Raw genomic sequence first — 19,236 nt, forward strand, 5'->3', positions numbered from 1 at the left:
TATAGGGTCTTATTTAGTCCAAGATAGCAGAATAGGAGGAATTTACATGGTAGTCAAAGAGAAAGTTGTAAATGAAATGCAGGAAGTAAAAGAGATGATTGATACGTTAGTGAATAACGGTCGAAAGGCTTTACAAGCATTAGAAAGTTTTACACAAGAGCAAATTGACAACATTGTTCATGAAATGGCATTAGCAGGTGTTGATCAACATATGCCACTTGCAAAGTTGGCTGTTGAAGAAACAGGGCGTGGTGTATATGAAGATAAATGCATTAAAAATATTTTTGCTACTGAATATATTTGGCATAGCATAAAGAAAGATAAAACAGTAGGGATTATTCACGAAGATCCTCATGAAGAAATAATAGAAATTGCGGAACCTGTCGGTGTAGTAGCTGGGGTAACGCCGGTAACGAATCCGACATCGACAACAATGTTTAAAGCATTAATCGCGATAAAAACGAGAAATCCAATTATTTTCGCATTTCATCCTTCCGCACAAAACTGTTCTATTGCAGCCGCGAAAACAGTATACGATGCAGCGGTGAAGGCGGGGGCACCAAAACATTGTATTCAGTGGATTGAAAAACCTTCAGTCGAAGCAACGAAACAATTAATGAACCATGAAGGTGTTGCGCTTGTTTTGGCAACTGGAGGAGCAGGTATGGTGAAATCAGCTTATTCTACTGGAAAACCAGCGCTAGGTGTAGGTCCTGGTAATGTACCATGTTATATAGAGAAATCAGCGCATATAAAACGAGCGGTTAATGATTTGATTTTATCAAAAACTTTTGATAACGGTATGATTTGTGCATCAGAACAAGCAATCATTGTAGACAAGGAAATTTATGATGATGTGAAAACAGAAATGATTGCAAATGATTGTTACTTTGTAACTGAGGAAGAGAGAAGAAAATTAGAAAAGCTTGTTATTAATGAAAATACATGTGCAGTAAATAGTAATATTGTAGGGAAATCAGCACAGTATATTGCCGAATTAGTTGGAATTACTGTACCTAAAAATACAAAAATGCTTGTAGCTGAAATACAAGGTATCGGAGCAGCATATCCACTATCTCGTGAGAAGTTAAGTCCAGTATTAGCTTGTGTAAAAGCAAATTCATTAGAAGAAGGATTTACATATTGCGAAGAAATGTTAAGCCTCGGTGGTTTAGGGCATTCAGCAGTCATTCATTCTGTAAATAAAGAAGTGCAAAAGCAATTTGGATTACGCATGAAAGCTTGCCGCCTCATTGTAAATGCCCCTTCATCACAAGGAGGGATCGGTGACATATATAATGGGTTTATTCCATCACTTACGCTTGGATGTGGCTCGTATGGGAAAAACTCAGTTTCTCAAAACGTAACAGCGACGCATTTATTAAATATAAAAAGGTTGGCAAATAGAAAAAAGAATATGCAGTGGTTCAAGTTACCACCAAAAATTTATTTTGAAAAACATGCGACAGCATATTTAGCAAGTATGCCTAACATTTCACGTGCATTTATTGTAACGGATCCGGGAATGGTTGAGCACGGATATGTAGATACAGTCGCGCACTATTTACGTAAACATGCAAATGATGTGAAAGTTGAAGTTTTCTTTGAGGTCGAGCCAGATCCATCAGATGAAACTGTGTTTAAAGGTGCGGAAATGATGAGAAGTTTTAAGCCGGATGTCATTATCGCACTTGGTGGTGGTTCAGCTATGGATGCAGCGAAAGGGATGTGGCTTTTCTATGAGTACCCAGAAACAACATTCTATGGAATTAAACAAAAGTTTTTAGATATAAGAAAACGTACATGTAAATATCCGGAATTAGGAAGTAAGGCGCAGTTTGTTGCCATTCCAACAACATCAGGAACAGGATCAGAAGTGACACCATTTGCGGTTATTACAGATAAGGAAAATAATATAAAGTATCCACTTGCAGATTATGAATTAACGCCAGATGTAGCAATTGTAGATCCACAATTTGTAATGACAGTACCGCCACATGTAACAGCGGACACTGGGATGGACGTATTAACGCATGCAATAGAGGCGTATGTGTCTGTTCTGGCAAATGACTATACAGATGGATTAGCATTAAAGGCCATTGATCTCGTATTTAAATATTTACCAAGAGCATTTAAAGATGGAAATGATGAAGAAGCACGAGAAAAAATGCATAATGCTTCTGCAATCGCAGGGATGGCATTTGCAAACGCGTTTCTAGGTATTAATCACAGTTTAGCACATAAGATTGGGCCGGAATTCCATATTCCGCATGGGCGTGCGAATGCAATTCTTATGCCGCACGTAGTTCGCTATAATGCTATTAAGCCAAGAAAACACGCATTGTTTCCAAAATATGAGCACTTTGTAGCTGATGAACGTTATGCACATATTGCGAGAATGCTCGGGCTTCCAGCAAGTTCGGCGGCAGAAGGTGTGGAATCACTCGTTACAGCAATTATTGAGCTTGGAAAAAGTTTGAATATAAATATGAGTATTGCAGGACAAGGAGTTGCTAAAGATCAATTTGAAGAGGTTGTTGGATTATTAGCAGAAAGAGCTTTTGAAGATCAATGTACAACAGCTAATCCAAAATTACCTCTTATTTCAGAGCTGAAAGAAATTTATATGGAAGCATATAAAGGTGAGTAATGGTTATGAAAGAGTCGCAATAAAGCGGCTCTTTTTCTTTTGGAAAACATCTCCCAGAATGGCTGTATTTACTTGTCTTTAAGTTTAATAGAATATGATACAGTGAAATGGAGGAGTGAGAATATAATGAAAGAATTACAAGAAAAAATAGAAGATTATACTCGGTTCGGACAAATCCTTCTCGCTGTAAGTACATTGTTAATGGTTGGCTTATTGATTCCGAATGGAGCAAAAGAAGCATTACAACCTTTTGTTATGATGGGGAGCATCGTTATATTTTTAGGTTTATCCTTCTTTTTCTTTCAGCGTGTGAAAGTGATGCGAGACGAGTTAGAAGGAAACGAATGTGAATAATATTGATAAATAGAGCGTTACAAAAAGAAGGAATCTTTTTTGTAACGCTTTTTGTTTTTTCTAGAAAATGTATGCGTTTCATATTGACAATGATAATCCTTATCAATTAAAGTAGAATAGTAGTTAATGATTATCATTATCAGTTAGAGGTGAAAGGATGAAAAAATCTATTACGCTATTCACAGCGATTTTATCAATTTTTTTCTTATTAATAGGTTGCAGTGCAAAAGGAGACGAAAAAGCATCGGCAACAAAAACGGAAAAAGGAAAAGAGAAAATCGAAGTTACGGATCTGTCAGGAAGGAAGGTAACATTCGATAAGACGCCAGAAAGTTTTGCTACGTTGAGTATGGGAGACATGAATATTATTCATGCTCTAGGCGGAAAAATAGTAGGTCGTCCAGATGCAAAAATAACTCTTCCAGAGGATGTAAAGAAAATACAAGTAATCGGGAACGCACATCAGCCGAATTTTGAGCAAATTGCTAGTGTAAAGCCTGATGTACTTATTGCTAACAATGGATTCCAAAAGAACGTTCCAACGGTTGAAAGACAAGGAACGAAAGTAATGATTTCTTCTGCGAATTCTGTACAAGATATTCAAAAGAATATTGAGTTATATGGAACGATAATGAAGAAAGAAGATAAAGCAAAAGAACTTAACCAAAAAATTAATGATCAAATAAAGAAATATGAGAAAAAGAGCGGTGTGAAAGCATTGCTAGTGTATGGAGCACCAGGTACATATTTAGCAGCATTACCAACATCTTTATCAGGTGATATTTTAGAAAAGACAGGCATGAAAAATATTGCAGCTGATTTTCCAGAAATGAAGGAATATCCGCAATATGCACAGCTCAGCGTAGAACGTATTATTGAGGCAAATCCAGATGTGATTTATTTAATTACACATGGAGATCCAAATAGCGTTAAAAAAGCATTTGAAGGCGAAATGATGAAAAATGAAGCGTGGAAAAATTTAGATGCAGTAAGACAAAATCGTGTAGTTATTTTGCCACCTGATTTATTTGGATCTAATCCTGGAACAAAAGTTACAGAAGCGATGGACTTTATGTATAAAAGTATACAAGATGTAAGGAAATGATAAGTATGGAAAGTAGTGAAGTAGTAAGGGAAAAGGAACATCCTTTTGCGAAAAAAAGATGGATCATAGCAGTTAGTTTAGTTGTATTAACGATCTTAGGTCTTTTTTACGGCCTTTTCGCAGGAAGCTTATCCTTTTCTTTACGAGATATTCTAACAGGGATACAAGATGAGGGTTCGACAGTTCATCGAATTGTATGGGACCTTCGTATACCAAGAGTGCTCATTGGGTTTATAGTAGGGACATGTTTAGCTGCATCTGGTGCATTACTACAAGGCGTTATGAGAAATCCTCTTGCAGATCCTGGTATTATTGGAGTTTCATCTGGAGCAGGCCTTGTAGCAATTGTAATTATGATTTTATTCCCTCAGCATATGGCTTTTTTACCGCTCGGGGCGTTTTCAGGAGCTTTCATAACGGCGATGGTCATTTATGCTTTATCATGGCAAAAAGGGGCACCACCTTCAAGAATTGTCTTAGTAGGTGTATCAATTAATGCATTAATTGGTGCAGCGACGTCGGCGTTAATGTTATTACACAGTGACAAAGTACAATCAGTGTTACCTTGGTTAGCAGGTGGCATTGGTGGGGTAAGTTGGGCACATTTAAACATGATTATTTATTATGCAATATTCGCTATTATATTGGCCTTCTTTGGTATCAAGCATATTCGAGTATTAATGCTTGGAGATGAAATGGCGAAATTATTAGGTCATAACGTGGAGAGAAGCCGGTTTTATTTAATAGTAGTAAGTACGTTATTAGCTGGAATTGCGGTTAGTGTTTCTGGTCTTATTGGATTTGTCGGCCTTGTCGTACCACATATGTTACGTTTATTAGTTGGAAATGACTATAAATATTTACTGCCATTATCATGCCTTGGCGGAGGAATATTACTTGTTTTCGCGGATGCGATAGCTCGAAGTTGGTTTGATCCAATTGAATTGCCTGTTGGTATTTTATTATCCTTCTTAGGCGGTCCGTTCTTCTTATATTTAATTCATAGAGGAGGAAAACGAAGTGATTTCCGTTAACAAAGTGTTTTACGCACATTCTGAAAGATTTCAAATGCAAAATATGAATGTACATATTAAAGCTGGAGAGGTCGTTAGTTTAATTGGACCGAATGGATCGGGGAAATCTACTTTGCTTCGTTTAATGGCAAGACTACTTAAACAAAGCGAAGGGGATATCGTTTTAGATGGAAAAAGTATTCATACGATGAAAAGTGCTGATGTAGCGAAGCAATTAGCGATGTTACCACAAATGCATGATCATCAATTAGATTTAACAGTGAAAGAATTAATCGAATTTGGAAGAGGCCCTCATAAATCATGGAGAGGTCGTTTAAATAAAGAAGATGAAGAAATTGTTGATTGGACATTGTCTGTTACAAATCTTGAAGGGTATGAATATCGTCTTTTACAATCTTTATCAGGAGGAGAAAGACAACGTGCTTGGATTGCAATGACGCTAGCACAACGTACGAATGTCTTATTATTGGATGAGCCAACAACTTTTTTAGATATCGTTCATCAGTTGGAAGTAATGGAACTTGTGAAACGATTAAACGAGGAATTTGGCATGACAATTATAATGGTTTTACATGATATTAACCAAGCGGCTCAATATAGTGATCGTTTACTCGTATTAAAGCGAGGGAAGCTTCAGTATGACGGTATACCAGAAGAAGTGTTATGTCATGAAATGTTTCAACATGTATTTGGCATAGATGTAGATATTTTTCAAGGAAGCGATAAGCCATTTTTTACACCGAAACGAATTTCTAAAAAAGGAGGAGCAAGATGCGAACAGAAGAATGTATTACCACTGAGTTAGTAAGGGAATTTGTTATGGCAGCTCACGGAGATTTAGAAAAAATACAAGAATTGTTGGCGGAATCGCCAAGCTTACTTCATGCCTCTTACAATTGGGGCGGATCAGATTGGGAAAGTGCGTTAGGAGCAGCGGCGCATGTAGGTCGTAAAGATATTGCTCTCTATTTACTAGAAAAGGGTGCTCGAATGGATATTTTCGCGGCCGCCATGCTTGGGGAATTAGAAGTTGTACAAGCTATTTTAGTAGCACAGCCAGAAGCATTACGTGCATCTGGTCCACATGGTATTTCTCTTCTTCAACATGCACGAATGGGTGGAGAAAAAGCACAGCGTGTATTTGACTACTTAACGTTGCTTTCTTAATGACCGCAAAAGTTCTTATGTGCGGTAAACTTTTCACTTTCATATAATTGGAAAGTTTACCGCCCGTTAGAACGGGATAAGTATCTAGTGTATTTGAAAATCCTACACCCCCCTCAACTGTAGTTTTCTTTATGCTAGTTATGATATGGATGCAGTAGACAATATTTGTCTACTGCCTTTTTTAATTATTTCGAGATTGAATATTCTGTATTTAGATGTTGGTTCATTTATAATAGATAGTAACATTTAGTATATATACAAAACATGATCGTGTAGTTAAGTACAAATTAGTGGGAAGGAGAAAAAAATGTTTCATACAGATCGTTTACAAATTCGTAAATATACAATGGATGATTTACAGTTCTATGCTTCGCTATGGGGAAATGAGAAGGTAATGCGCTATATTGGAAATGGGACGTTAAAAACATATATGCAATGTAAAAAAAGTTTGGAGGAGTGGGTGATTCCTAACTATAAAAACGGTCTCGGTTTATTTGTATTGATTGAAAAGGAAACAGGGATACGAATTGGTCATGCAGGATTAGTAAAGCAGCAGATAGATGGAAAAGAGGAAATTGAAATTGGTTATTGGTTACTACCTCAGTATTGGGGAAAAGGATATGCGAAAGAAGCAGCGGCAGCATTTCGAGACTACGGATTCCAAGCGCTACGAATAAATAAATTAATTTCTCTTATTAACCCAAATCATCCCGCCTCAATCTTTGTTGCCAGAAAAACAGGGCTTAGTTATGAGAAAACAACTTCATTTCATGGGATGGATGTTCTCGTTTACTCCATTAAGCGCGTTGGATGAAAAAAGGTAAATTGCATCTTTTGAAGAATGGTATATAAAAATAAAGGGGGGATTACATGTATATTTACCATAATGGACTTATTATTCGTGAGGGAACGAATGGTGTACCAGCATATGCAATTAAAGCTTTGTTCGAAGATGCCGGTTGGAGCCATGATAATATCCCTTCTTGGCAAATTGAAAAATTCACGATAGCATTTGAAAATTCAACATGGGCATTCACAATTTGGGACGAAGAAGAAATGATTGCTATGGTTAGAGTCATTTCTGATGGAATCATGGTCGCGAACATAGTAAATTTAGTTGTGAAGTGTGAATATAGAGGGAAGGGATTAGGTAAGAAACTTGTCGCCCTTTGTTTGCAAAAACTGCCACATGGAGACTGGTTTGCGCACACATCTGCGAGTAATTTTGATTTTTATAGGAGTTGTGGTTTTGAGGTAAGAGAGTTATCAAGAAATGGAACATGTGCATATTATGGATACCAAGTTGCAAAAAGAGATGGGCACCGGTAAAAGAGCAAACAGTACAGTTATAAGTATTTTTCATTCTTTTTATAATAGAAAATAAATTGAGACGTATTTTATGGTAAAATGAAAGAAAATTCTGTTTATTATTAGGGGGATAAAAATGAGTATAAAAGTTGGGGATGTATTTAAATACGAAAGAAGATTTACTGAGGAAGAGGTTTTTGAATTTGCAAATATTACAGGAGATAAAGGTAGGCATCATATGGAATATGATGAAAATGGACGTTTAATGGTTCATGGTTTATTGACTGCTAGTATTGGAACGAAAGTAGGAGAAGAATTACATTACATAGCAAGAGAATTAGTAAGTGAGTTTATTAGACCAGTTTTTACTGGAGATACGATCACTTGTGAATTAACTTTAACAAATATTGAACAGATGGAGGGATACAAAAAGGTTTCAATCGAGTCAGTTTATCGCAATCAGCATGAAAAGACTGTACTAGTTGGGACAAGCTATGGAGTTATAAGGGGATAAAAAAGAAGCCTGATTTACAGGCTTCTTTTTTATTTAATAAACACGTTTTCGATTTTCTGCATAACTAGAGATGAGTAATAATGCAGTTTCTTCTCCTATATTACGAACGATATGAGGAACACATGCATTCCAGGAAAAAGAATCCCCTTCTTCTACAATTGCAATATCTTCTCCATGTTGAACTTCTAGTTTTCCCCGTAATACAAGGTGACATTCTTCCCCCTCATGGGCATTTGGTGTGTTTTCTTTCGGAAACCCAGCAGGAATTTCTACGAGATTTAGGCGAAGGCCACCTTGCTCTGCAACATGTTCAATTCTTTGTTCATCTTTTCCGTATACACTGTATTTACGCTCTACCTTTTTGACAACTTTCAATCGATCTTTTTGTTCTAACAATAAATAGGGAAGAGGAACGTTTAAAAAATTGGAGATTGTTTCTAAAGTTGAGATAGATGGTGATGTTTTATTATTTTCAACCTGACTCATAAATCCTTTAGAAAGACCTGTTCCCTCACAAATTTGCGCGATTGTTATGCCTCTACGTTGACGAATTTCACGTATTGCAGAACCAATATTCATAAAATCAAGCTCCTTTTTGTAAACAACTATTTGTATCATAGCAAAAAAAATATATTTTTTCCCAGTGAAAATGAATTGACGAATAAAAAAAATTAGTGTATGTTTTGTAATGTAAATAAAAGTTTTGTATAAGAAAACTATAAAGGAGAGAAAGAAATGAATCAACATATTGGTAACTTAATTATTCGTATCGTGTTAGGGGTAACGTTCTTTATGCACGGTTTAACAAAATTCCAATCAGGGATTGACAATATTGCAGGGTGGTTCACAAGCATTGGTTTACCAGGAGGACTTGCATACGGTGTAGCAACAGTTGAATTAGTTGGCGGTCTATTATTAATTCTAGGTTTAGGTGTAAGATATATTGGATTATTATTTGCACTAGTTATGGTTGGAGCAATTGTAAAAGTAAAATGGTCAGCTGGTTTATTAGGAGATGGAAAAAATCCTGGCTTCGAATTAGAGCTTGCATTGTTAGCGATGGGTGCTTACTTATTTGTTGCGAAAGCGGATGGTTTTGTAGATAATTTCTTAAAAGAGAAAATGTCAAAGAAGAACTAATTTAAATGGGAGGCTAACAAGATGAGTTTTCGACTTCATCCCGATACAACACTTGATGTTGTTCATTTATATGTATCAAATATAAAGAAATCACTAGAGTTTTATACAGAAGTACTAAGTATGAAAGTACTAAAACAAGATGAAATGGTCGTTACATTTGGGAATGAAAATAACGAACCACTCCTTATCATTGAAGAAAAGAAAGAAGCCTTACCAAAGCAAAGAGGGAGAACGGGTTTATATCATTACGCAATTTTATTACCAAGCAGACAGGATTTAGCGAATATCCTTCGTCATCTTGTAGAAATGGTATATCCACTGCACGGCGGAGCTGACCATTACTTTAGTGAGGCCCTTTATTTAGCTGATCCAGATGGAAACGGGATTGAAATTTATCATGATCGCCAAAAAGAAGTTTGGCGTGATGAGAATGGAGAGCTACCATTTGTTAGTAACCCGTTAGCTGGTGAAGAATTATTGCAGCAAGGAAGTACATGGAATGGATTTCCAGCTGGTACTGTGATGGGACATATTCATTTCCATGTAGCTGATTTGGAAGAAGCGAAACGTTTCTATGTGGATGGTCTTGGTTTTGAAATAACGATCCCAGCTCGTAATGGGGCGCTCTTTGTATCGGCAGGTGGTTACCATCACCATATCGGTTTAAATACGTGGCAAGGTGAAGGAATACTACCGCAAATGTCAAATTCCGTTGGCTTGAAATATTTCACAATTGTATTAGCAGATGAAAAACAAAAAGAGCAAGTATGTGAAAGCTTAAAAAATATTGGCAAGATTGCTACGTACAAGGATGGAATATTACAAGTAGAGGATCCATTTGGACATTGTATCCATTTCAAAATAAAAAGAGAAGCCTAAGGCTTCTCTTTTTTACTTTCTTATAATTGCTTTTTCATTTTGGACAAATAGTTCATCAAATTGCTTCGCAAGCTCAAAATCGAGTTTCGTTAAACCTTTTGCATTCCAAGATGACAAAGTAATAACGACTGCTTTATACTGGATAAGGATAAATGGGTGGTGATTATGTTCTTCTGATAGTTTGGCGGCTTCAGAGACAAATTCGACTCCTTTTAAGTAGTCGGAAAACATATATTTTCGTTCAATCCATTTTTCATCTTTTACTACCCATTTATCTAACTTCAATAATTCCTCTTGAACTTCTTCTTCAGTTAATCGTAGCATCATTTTTCACATCCTTTACTGGAAGTAGCGTAAGACCATTGTTAATAAGGCGTGTTACAGCTTCATCAGTTGTGAAAGTAGAAAGTTGTTGTAATAATGCTGCTGATGTTTCGTGCCCTTTGTTATGCTCTAAAAGCAATTCTAATATTTCAAGACGAAGTAACCATTCTTTCGCATAGAATTTATTTAATACCTCTTGAATTGCTACTAATTGCTCGATATGCGCGTCGTGTAAAATACCTTCATTTCGGATATCGCGAACTGTTTGATACATACGTTCAAGTTCATTCAGTACAAGTGGAGCAGGAATTTCTTGAATTTCTTCATCCATTGGGAAAAATGCTGCAGCATCTGCGGCACCTGGGAATACGGAAGTAATTGTTGAACCAACAGCCATATCAAATGCGCCCCATGAATCATCAAATAAAATGCGATCGTTATAAGTAACTGTGCAATTGATAAAGGAAATAAGCGCAATTTTTTTATCGTTTTTTACAATATCTGTTACTGTTCCTTTTACATGAATACCACTTGCAAAAGTAAATGCTGCTTTATTTCCGATTGTAATTCCTAATGATTGTAATTCTTCATCTGTACAATTTTCTAATGCAATATTTTCAGTGAGCAACCCAATTGGTGTTCCAAAGCCGTCACTGTGTACAGCCGTAGAATGATTCGCTAGTTGTTTATTGTGAATTGCTAATGCTGTTGGCGAACTCGTTCGCATGTAAATCAATTCACCTGCATCGTTTTCAATTGTCTCGGTAAATGTACCTGTAATTTGTAATCCGCTATTTAATTCAGCAGTTGCATGATTTTCAGAGCGAATTGCTTTTTCTAATCCTTCTTTACCACCTGTTTTAAAGGCCATCGTTTCAGAGAATTTCTCAAGTGCTTCTGTCAATTCTTCAAATGATTTACAAACAAATAGTTGTGGTTGCATTTTTGTTACGTCATAAGTTGTACTTGTACATGCCTCGATAGAGAATGGAACCTTTTCTACAGCGTCTGTTAAGCAATGTTTGCTTTCGCCAACAGAAGAAAGCAGACCAGCACCATATATTTTTGGAGCATCTATATTTCCGATTAACCCATATTCTACTGTCCACCAGAAAAGGCGTGAAATTTGCTCAGCCTCTGATAAACCAGAAACTAATTTTTGTTTTTCAATTACATTATTTTCAGCAGCTGTAACTTCATCAGGAGTAGAAGTAGGGCTTTCTTTTACAATTGTTAATGTACGAACAGCTTCGAATGCATCATGTTCTTCTTTTGTAGAGAAAGCTTTTGCACCAATTTGTCCAAATCGTTTCACATATTTTGCATATGTAGGGTCAAGTAAAATAGGTGCGTGTCCTGCTGCTTCGTGTACAATATCTGGAGCAGGTGTGTACTCGATATTTTCTACTTTGCGAATATCTGTTGCGATTGGTAGCAATCCGTGTCCTTGAAAATCGAAGAAGGCTACGCCAGGAATAAGCCCGTCAATCGTTACAGCGCCCCAGCCGCTTGGTGCCAAACACTCATTCATTTCTTCTACCTTAGGAATTGCATCTATATTAATACCAGATGATTGTAGTCCGTTCACATAGGCTGGATGAGCAACGTCTTTTAAGAAACTATGATTTTGTCTCATAATGTAACGCCACACAGCGTGATTCACCGGTTTGTATTGATCATAATGCTGTGTGGATACGAATGGTTTTAAATGCGATGGAATTTCTGTTTTCTTTGTCATTTTTAGACATCCTCCCTTTTTTCAATAAAATTGAATATCGATTTCGTATAGCTTGTATCACCTCCTTTCATTTTTTGTAAGCGCTTATAAAATTTTATCATAAGATTCGGAATTATTTAACATTTGTTTCTGTGAGAAATAGAAAAAGCCCCTATCGGAAAATCCGATAGGGGCGAAAGAATCGCGGTACCACCCTATTTGTAAGTGAAAATATACTTACATCTCAATTAATGATAACGGAAAAATTCCGTCTTTTCCTTCATGCATAAAAGCACTACGAAAAAGAAGCTCCAGAATTGTAATTCATACTTATATATGTGCTAATTTCCACCGACCATTAGCTCTCTGTAACAGGGATATAAGATACTACTGCGATTCTTTCAACGCGTATATATGAAATTGTGTAAGAGGATGGACGCAAAAAAGTCCCTATCGGAAAATCCGATAGGGACGATAAAAATCGCGGTACCACCCTATTTGTAAACAACTAATTGTTTACCACTCACTTTACGATAACGGAAAGATCCGTCTTTCTCTTCATGCATAAAAAGCATTACGGGAAAGAAGCTCCAGAATTGTAATTCACGCTTGTATATGTACTGATTCGCACCAACCATCAGTTCTCTGGGACAGTGATATAAGTCGCTACTAGTATTCCTTCAAAGCCGATATATAATTCGTTCAACTAAACTATGTTTTGTATTATAAAACTATATTTAAAAAATTGTCAACAATAATTTTTTATTTCACTTCTAAATCAACATTTAAATTAGATGTATTTCCAGCTGCATCTGTTGCTACAATGTGAATTGTATTTTTACCTTCTTGTAATTGAGTACGATCGAAATAAGTGTCATAGCTTTTCTCCCAAGGGTTCAGGAACGCACTTTCCCACACGCCATTTCCGTTAATTTCATATTGTATCGTTACTGGATGTCCTGGAGCAATCCATCCCGATTCTGCCATCCAATCTAAAAGTATATCATCTACTTTCCCTCTAATTACGAGGTTTTCTTGATCTACTTCAGATGATAATTTCGGTGCAGTACGATCAACAAATACAGCTCCTGTTTGCTTTGTTTCTCCACCAGAGTTAGAAGCAACAGCTTCGATTTGGTATAAGCCATCAGGCAACGGAGATCCGTCAGTTTTCGTACCATCCCATTTGAAAGATTTATAACCTGGTGTTTCGTTTTTACCTTGATATACCATGCCTTGATATGTCACACGGTCTTTCGTAATTAAATTGGCATGAAACGCTATATCTTCAACAGGTGTAACTAAATAGTAATTGATTAGGTTGTCATCTAGTATTTTGTCATTATTTGGACTGAAAGTAGAATTAACGATTTCAAGGCCATCAATACGCTTGTATTCTTTCGGATCGATGCTAAATGTAAATGGAATACGCATCTCTTCAGTTTTCCCTTGCTCTTTTACATACAGATTCCCTGTATATACGCCTTGTGGTAAGGAGCTATCTACAGTAATAGTAAAAGGTTTTTCAATATTACTATTCGGTTTCATGCTAATAGAAGAAGGGAAAGAAGTTTGGATTTTTGTTTTTGTATCTAATAATTCAATACGAGTTGAAAAGTTTTTCTTTTTGTTAGAAAGATTTTCTAACGTAATATTTTGTGTTAGTTTCAGTTTGCCGCTATTCGGTTTAATAAGACCGAAGCTTACGTTGTTCGGTTTCACTAACGCATCCGTTTGAGCTGCTTTTGGAATGTTAATTAAACCTGATCCTTGTGCCATGACAGGATATGTATTTTCATTGACATCCTTTAATGTTTTTGCAGTGTTGGCAAGAGCAGATTTCAATTGTTCTGTCGTCCAATCAGGATGCATTTGACGTAGTAAGGCAACGGCTCCTGCTACTTGTGGCGCAGCCATACTTGTTCCGTTGTGAGATTCATAGCCGCCTCTTGGTACCGTACTAGTAATTTGTACGCCGGGTGCAACAACATCAGGTTTTATGAGCCAACTTCCTTGTGATGGTCCTCTTGAACTGAAGTTACCAATCAGTTCGGTTTTATTTGGTTGTCCGATCTTTATATTTTTCTTTCGTTTTATAATTGAATTTTTCAACTCTTCGCCATTTGTATTTGATAGTTGCATAACTGGAAGAGTTATATCTGCACGTCCAAAATATTCGGGCATAAGATCAATTTCTTTTTCATTAGAAATTAGTAGCACGCCGAGAGCACCAGCTTGTTTTGCTTGTTCTGCCTTTACTAATGTGCTCGAAGTTCCTTGTAAAACAAGGACGAACTTACCTTTCACATCTTGTTTAGCGTAATCGCTTGAATTACCATAGCCAACATAGACAAGTTGAGCATCGTTTCCTACTTGGAAATCTGCTTTTGATAACGGTAATCCTTGGTAAGATTTATTAGAACCAGCTACTTGGAATGTTGGGAATGGAATAGAAACAGTAGATGCGCCAACAGAGATGACACTACTTGCGTTACCAGGAGCATCGACAGACCAAGGCTTTGGTCCATCATTTCCATTTGAAACGACTGCAGTAACACCAAGTTTTGCTGCGCGTTCTAACGTCATTGTTACAGGTTGATCAGGGACATTCAAATCTTGACCGAGAGATAGATTTAAAACATCTGCACCATCTTGGATAGCGCGCTCAATACCTTGAATAATATCATCGGTCGTGCCGGTGCCACCATCATTCATAACACGGTAAGCGAGTATAGAAGCATTCGGAGCAATCCCCTTTATTTTTCCGTTACTAGCAACAATTCCAGCTACATGAGTACCGTGGACATTTCCATCCATCGGATCGTTATCCTCATCGACTGTATCATATCCACCGATATAGTTTGCTTGTAAGTCAGGGTGTGTATAGTCTACGCCAGAATCAATAATAGCGACTTTCATTCCTTTTCCATCAAGCGGTTTACCAGTTGGATCTTTTAATTTCCAAGCTTCAGGTGCACCAACTGTAGGACCTCCAACGTTTGGTGTTGCTAAATCCGCAGGGCTTTTTGCTGTTTCATGTAACTTATATGTTAAGTTTGGATAAATTGCCTTTACTTCAGGTAAAGAAGCTAAAGTAGCAACTTGATCTCCTGGGATAGAAATAGAGAATCCAGAAAATAACGTATTATACGTTTCTTTTATCTTTGCTTTTGGTGCTTTTTCTTTAATTTTCTTTGTTGTATCCTCTTGTGCCTTTTTTAGTTGTGCATGGTATGATTGCACATTGCCGTTTTTTAAATCCGGAGCATGCTGAATGTTACTTTGTGAAGCGAGCGGAGCATGTTGCAATTCTACAATGACTGAAATTTCTTTTGTTGTTTTTGTTTCAACATTTTGCGCGATTTTGTTTTCTCCCCATTGTTCAATATTCGCTTTTAACTGTGGACTAAATTGCTTTTCCTTTTGCAGTGATACAGCATGAGCGCTTAAAGCTCCAAAACTAGAAAAGACGAGCGCCATACTTAATAGTGTAGATGTAGTTTTTTTCATTGAAACTCCCCCCAATAAAAAGCGCCAATATTCCGAAAAGTAATCTTACATTTTTGTTATGAAATATAAATTCGAATGTTGGCTAAAATATACTTTCGACATAATTCATACCAATCCTCTTTGAATTGAAAATTTCTTGGGGGATTTTTTCTGATTATGTCGAATGGGGGATTTTTCACATATTGTAGGTGGGAGGTGAGGAATGCTATGAGGGGAATGGAGGAGTGTTATGAAAAAGGTTATAGCAAGTGTCATCGTAGTATTATTCATATTTTTAAGTTCAATTACTATTATTAAAGCAGAAAATAGTGGAGTGAAAATTGCTTTTATTCGTCATCATAATCTTTGGATTAAAGTTGATGGAAAAGAAAAACAACTTACAAAAGGAGAGTACATAACAGGACCGAAGTGGTCACATGATGGAGAGTGGCTAGCATATGCAAAAGGAAAGAAACAAAGCATTCTTGAGTTATATCGGCTGAAAGATGGAAAGAAAGTTATACCATCTCACTCAGAAGCATCAAATTATCAATGGTCACCAACAGAAAATATCATTGCATTTATATTTTCAGGTGCATTAAATACATTTGATGCAGAAAAAAAGAATGCAGATTTTGAAAATGTATCGGCAGGTGTAGGTGATTATGCATGGTACCCTGACGGAAAGAAGTTTCTTGTATCATCTGAAGCACACTTACTTCCAACAGGATGGACAGGGGCTCAGCTATATGAAGTGCAAATAGATGCACATATGAATCCTCACAAAATGAAGCATTTGTATGCATTACCAAATGAACATGATGATTTTTTAGCATTAGTTGCAAGTGGGTTTAAGTGGTCACCGAATCAAAAGTGGATTTCATTTTTAGCAGTACCGACAGCTTCATGGTCAGCTGATAGCAATACGCTTTGCCTAGTTCGGGCAGATGGCAGCCGGTTTGAAAAAGTAGATCAAATGTTATTAAACACACAATGGTTTCAATGGGCGCCATCAAAAAATATATTAGCCTATATTGAAGGTAGCGGGAGAGTTGCGTTAGAGAATAAACATTTAAAAGTAAAAGAATTGCCAGCACTTCAGCAGAACACATTTACACCGAAAGGATATGTCGATTGGGATTTTACATGGAAGAACGATAACGTAATTATCGTTTCACGAGCAAAAGAGGCAGGGATAGAAACTCCACTAGAAAAAAGACCACTACCATCTTTATATGAGATCGATAGTACAAGCGACGAACAACATCGAATCACAAAGCCACCTCATAGGCAAGGAGATTATCATCCAATCTTCATGAATAAGAGTAATCAATTAATATGGATACGTTCAGACCGTAAGAAAGCCAATGTATGGATTGCCAATAATGATGGAAAGCAGGAAAAGAAGTGGATTGAAAATATAGATGTACCAGAGTGGTATTATGAGAGATGGAATTGGGAAAATGTCATCTCGGTGAAAGAGGAATAAAAAAACCTGCCTAAAAGATAATTTTAGGCAGGTTTTTTATTGTTATTTATGTGTTTTATTTGGCTTTTTTTTCGCGGGGTTTCCGTTCCCCTGACGTTTTCTATTTTGTTCATCTTTTGCTTGTTTTTCATGCAGTGTATCTAAAAAGTCATTTGAGTTACTCATTTTTTTATCGCTCCTTTCATTTCGTCTTAATTACTATAACCATTTAGGAGGATAATCATGAGGTAAAAAGTTAAGCGCTTAATTTCCTTCGGTAGTATACGTAAAATATGTGCCATACGTAATAAATAGCATAAATAAAATTTGTAACTCTATATTTTCTTTTAAAATAGTTGCGACAGAAGATGGTAAGTAAGGTGATGTATCGCTCATCCCTACACCTAACCATTTGTTTAAGAGGTTAATGATACAAAACATAAAAACACCAGACCAGCTTGCAATAATTGCTTTCTGCTTAATTTTTGTTTCACGTTCATCATCTGTAATCCAAAGATTAGCAGTTTTATCACTACTAAAGAAGCCATTTATGTAGCTCCATATTATCATTCCAATTAAGATGGTTATCCATTTCATATTTGTGATTCCCCTCCCTCTTGTAAAAAGTATTTTACATATTGTTTTTTCTTATAGCAGGAATAATGAATGAGATAGGGAAGAAATTCTGTTGAAGGATTTCATGGAGAGAGGAGGATGGGTATGAAACTCGTCTTTGTTCGGCACGGTGAAGGAGAACATACAAAAGATTTGCCGGCAAGTTTACAAGTATTGCATCCCCCATTAACGGATGAGGGAAGGAATCAGGCTAAATTGCTTCAATGCAATGTGCCATTGCAAGAAACAGATATATTAATCGCTAGCCCTACACTTAGAACTTTACAAACGGCGGCGATATGGAGTGAGAAAGTAGCTTGTCAAAAAATCGTTCATCCATATGCATCCCCACGTATTTTTCCTTATCGAGAAGGAGCGAAAACATTACCATGTGATCACATAGTAGATCAGGGAATAATAACAAATTTATTTCCACATTTTTCGATTGCGAAAAGTACAAATAAGCAGTTATGGACGGAAGGTATAAATACTATTTCAGAGAATCGTTTTCAGCAAATCGTAGATGAATTTCTTCTTTGGTGTTATGAGCTGGGGGCGGAAAGAATTTACATTGTATCTCACGACGGGACAATTACAGCGTATAGGCAATATTTACAGAAAGTCGTTTTAACTAGATCTTATTTTTTGAAAGAAACGGGTATATATAAAATGGATGTATCCCTTAAAAGTTTGATTGAGGAAATCTAATTATAGGATGGAGGGTGTATGTTGAATGTTGCAATAGTAGTTGGCTTTAATTCTGATTTAGAGGCACAATCAATCCGAGCATCACTTGAATATTTTGGGGCGAAAGTTATAACACACTGGATTGGTAGACCGAAAGAATTCATCGATATTCTTTCTGGAAAGGGTTTATATAACGATATTAATTATGTTGTCTTTTGCTTTCATGGTGAGGAAGAAAAGTTTGTGATGGAAGAGTTAGGTGAAGATATATATGAACAAGATGAACCGCGGGGATACTTTGGTTCAGCAGAAATTTATAAATATGCAAAATTGCATAATACACATATTGTAAATAGTGGGTGTACGTTAGGGGAGCGAAAACTAGCAGAATCTTTTTTACGTAGTGGAGCAAAATCGTATATTGGATCGATAGATTATGTAGATGGGAATGCAGCACTTATGTTTACAATACGCTTATTTTACGGGGTTATTAACCAAAAAAAAACGTTAGAAGAAGCATTTCAAGAAGCAAGTTTAATTGATGAGGAGACACGTACATTTCGATTCTATAAGTAGTGCGAAACACGTTTATTCTATATTCGAATAAATGTGTTTCACATTTAACTCACACTTTTTTTACATTTTTTTAATGAAAATGATTATCACTTATGGTATGATATGTTCAAGTTTTTACAGGTAATAAAAGTTACTATATAAACGTTAGCTTGTAATATTTCATACGTATGTCACGAATTATTCATAATTAACGTTTGTAAAATAAGTAA

Annotated in this window: 19 protein-coding genes, 1 pseudogene and 2 other annotated features; of the genes and pseudogenes, 14 read left to right on the top strand and 6 right to left on the bottom strand. The window is 36.4% G+C overall.

Features of this window, described 5'->3' with window-relative positions:
* The first annotated feature begins 46 nt into the window (after nucleotides 1-46).
* From adhE to DN390_RS04990, 9 genes are all read left to right on the top strand, one after another.
* Nucleotides 47-2,650: a bifunctional acetaldehyde-CoA/alcohol dehydrogenase gene (gene adhE, locus DN390_RS04945; protein WP_147806725.1), complete on the top strand. Its 2,604-nt coding sequence runs from the start codon at nucleotides 47-49 to the stop codon at nucleotides 2,648-2,650.
* Nucleotides 2,651-2,776: 126 nt separating this feature from the next.
* Nucleotides 2,777-3,004, top strand: a complete 228-nt coding sequence (locus DN390_RS04950; protein ID WP_060632345.1) for a YrhC family protein — start codon at nucleotides 2,777-2,779, stop codon at nucleotides 3,002-3,004.
* 157 nt (nucleotides 3,005-3,161) lie between these two features.
* Nucleotides 3,162-4,109 (top strand): ABC transporter substrate-binding protein, encoded by a 948-nt coding sequence (locus DN390_RS04960; RefSeq protein ID WP_147806726.1) that lies wholly within the window; start codon nucleotides 3,162-3,164, stop codon nucleotides 4,107-4,109.
* Between the two features lie 5 nt (nucleotides 4,110-4,114).
* Entirely contained in the window at nucleotides 4,115-5,143 is a 1,029-nt protein-coding gene (locus DN390_RS04965; RefSeq protein ID WP_147806727.1) for a FecCD family ABC transporter permease, read from the top strand.
* Nucleotides 5,130-5,948 carry an ABC transporter ATP-binding protein gene (locus tag DN390_RS04970; RefSeq protein WP_147806728.1) on the top strand — a complete coding sequence of 273 codons (819 nt, stop codon included), beginning with the start codon at nucleotides 5,130-5,132 and terminating at the stop codon, nucleotides 5,946-5,948. The genes DN390_RS04965 and DN390_RS04970 overlap by 14 nt, the downstream gene beginning before the upstream one ends.
* The gene (locus DN390_RS04975) at nucleotides 5,915-6,310 is read left to right on the top strand and encodes an ankyrin repeat domain-containing protein (protein ID WP_147806729.1); all 396 of its coding nucleotides are present in this window, start codon (nucleotides 5,915-5,917) and stop codon (nucleotides 6,308-6,310) included. The genes DN390_RS04970 and DN390_RS04975 overlap by 34 nt, the downstream gene beginning before the upstream one ends.
* 307 nt (nucleotides 6,311-6,617) lie before the next feature.
* A complete protein-coding gene (locus DN390_RS04980) occupies nucleotides 6,618-7,124 on the top strand; it encodes a GNAT family N-acetyltransferase (protein WP_098265835.1) in 507 nt (168 codons plus the stop codon).
* A gap of 56 nt (nucleotides 7,125-7,180) precedes the next feature.
* Entirely contained in the window at nucleotides 7,181-7,639 is a 459-nt protein-coding gene (locus DN390_RS04985) for a GNAT family N-acetyltransferase (RefSeq protein WP_098265836.1), read from the top strand.
* Nucleotides 7,640-7,754: 115 nt separating this feature from the next.
* Nucleotides 7,755-8,132: a hotdog family protein gene (locus DN390_RS04990; protein ID WP_000025009.1), complete on the top strand. Its 378-nt coding sequence runs from the start codon at nucleotides 7,755-7,757 to the stop codon at nucleotides 8,130-8,132.
* A gap of 33 nt (nucleotides 8,133-8,165) precedes the next feature.
* Here DN390_RS04990 and DN390_RS04995 read toward each other — a convergent pair whose 3' ends face one another.
* Nucleotides 8,166-8,711, bottom strand: coding sequence for a helix-turn-helix domain-containing protein (locus DN390_RS04995; protein WP_001020701.1), 546 nt, complete (start codon nucleotides 8,709-8,711; stop codon nucleotides 8,166-8,168).
* A 156-nt stretch (nucleotides 8,712-8,867) separates the two neighbouring features.
* On the opposite strand from DN390_RS04995, the gene DN390_RS05000 reads away from it, so the two are divergent.
* Both DN390_RS05000 and DN390_RS05005 read left to right on the top strand, forming a co-directional pair.
* Nucleotides 8,868-9,272, top strand: a complete 405-nt coding sequence (locus tag DN390_RS05000; RefSeq protein WP_001071557.1) for a DoxX family protein — start codon at nucleotides 8,868-8,870, stop codon at nucleotides 9,270-9,272.
* A 21-nt stretch (nucleotides 9,273-9,293) separates the two neighbouring features.
* On the top strand, nucleotides 9,294-10,151 hold the full coding sequence (locus DN390_RS05005) for a VOC family protein (protein WP_147806730.1): 858 nt from the start codon (nucleotides 9,294-9,296) through the stop codon (nucleotides 10,149-10,151).
* Between the two features lie 12 nt (nucleotides 10,152-10,163).
* Here the strand turns inward: DN390_RS05005 and DN390_RS05010 are convergent, their stop codons facing one another.
* The 3 genes from DN390_RS05010 to DN390_RS05020 all read right to left on the bottom strand — a co-directional run bounded on the left by DN390_RS05010 (nucleotide 10,164) and on the right by DN390_RS05020 (nucleotide 15,702).
* Nucleotides 10,164-10,478, bottom strand: a complete 315-nt coding sequence (locus DN390_RS05010) for a 4a-hydroxytetrahydrobiopterin dehydratase (RefSeq protein WP_147806731.1) — start codon at nucleotides 10,476-10,478, stop codon at nucleotides 10,164-10,166.
* Nucleotides 10,459-12,213 (bottom strand): aromatic amino acid hydroxylase, encoded by a 1,755-nt coding sequence (locus DN390_RS05015; RefSeq protein WP_147806732.1) that lies wholly within the window; start codon nucleotides 12,211-12,213, stop codon nucleotides 10,459-10,461. Before DN390_RS05015 ends, DN390_RS05010 begins: the two co-directional genes overlap by 20 nt.
* A gap of 165 nt (nucleotides 12,214-12,378) precedes the next feature.
* Nucleotides 12,379-12,606: a binding site (T-box leader), on the bottom strand.
* Between the two features lie 50 nt (nucleotides 12,607-12,656).
* Nucleotides 12,657-12,885: a binding site (T-box leader), on the bottom strand.
* 69 nt (nucleotides 12,886-12,954) lie between these two features.
* Nucleotides 12,955-15,702, bottom strand: a complete 2,748-nt coding sequence (locus DN390_RS05020; protein WP_147806733.1) for a S8 family serine peptidase — start codon at nucleotides 15,700-15,702, stop codon at nucleotides 12,955-12,957.
* A gap of 229 nt (nucleotides 15,703-15,931) precedes the next feature.
* Between DN390_RS05020 and DN390_RS05025 the strand changes: the two genes are divergently transcribed.
* On the top strand, nucleotides 15,932-17,170 hold the full coding sequence (locus DN390_RS05025; RefSeq protein ID WP_147806734.1) for a TolB family protein: 1,239 nt from the start codon (nucleotides 15,932-15,934) through the stop codon (nucleotides 17,168-17,170).
* A gap of 42 nt (nucleotides 17,171-17,212) precedes the next feature.
* On the opposite strand, the gene DN390_RS05030 is transcribed toward DN390_RS05025, so the two are convergent.
* Nucleotides 17,213-17,335: a DUF4023 domain-containing protein gene (locus DN390_RS05030; protein WP_000071861.1), complete on the bottom strand. Its 123-nt coding sequence runs from the start codon at nucleotides 17,333-17,335 to the stop codon at nucleotides 17,213-17,215.
* 70 nt (nucleotides 17,336-17,405) lie between these two features.
* Nucleotides 17,406-17,746 (bottom strand): annotated as a pseudogene (locus tag DN390_RS05035) (phosphoglycerate mutase).
* Between the two features lie 123 nt (nucleotides 17,747-17,869).
* On the opposite strand from DN390_RS05035, the gene DN390_RS05040 reads away from it, so the two are divergent.
* Nucleotides 17,870-18,472, top strand: a complete 603-nt coding sequence (locus tag DN390_RS05040) for a histidine phosphatase family protein (protein WP_147806736.1) — start codon at nucleotides 17,870-17,872, stop codon at nucleotides 18,470-18,472.
* An 18-nt stretch (nucleotides 18,473-18,490) separates the two neighbouring features.
* Nucleotides 18,491-19,027 carry a delta-aminolevulinic acid dehydratase gene (locus DN390_RS05045; protein ID WP_147806737.1) on the top strand — a complete coding sequence of 179 codons (537 nt, stop codon included), beginning with the start codon at nucleotides 18,491-18,493 and terminating at the stop codon, nucleotides 19,025-19,027.
* The last annotated feature ends 209 nt before the right edge of the window (nucleotides 19,028-19,236 follow it).

Source organism: Bacillus sp. SH7-1, from assembly GCF_008042405.1.
Taxonomy (GTDB): Bacteria; Bacillota; Bacilli; order Bacillales; family Bacillaceae_G; genus Bacillus_A; species Bacillus_A thuringiensis_N.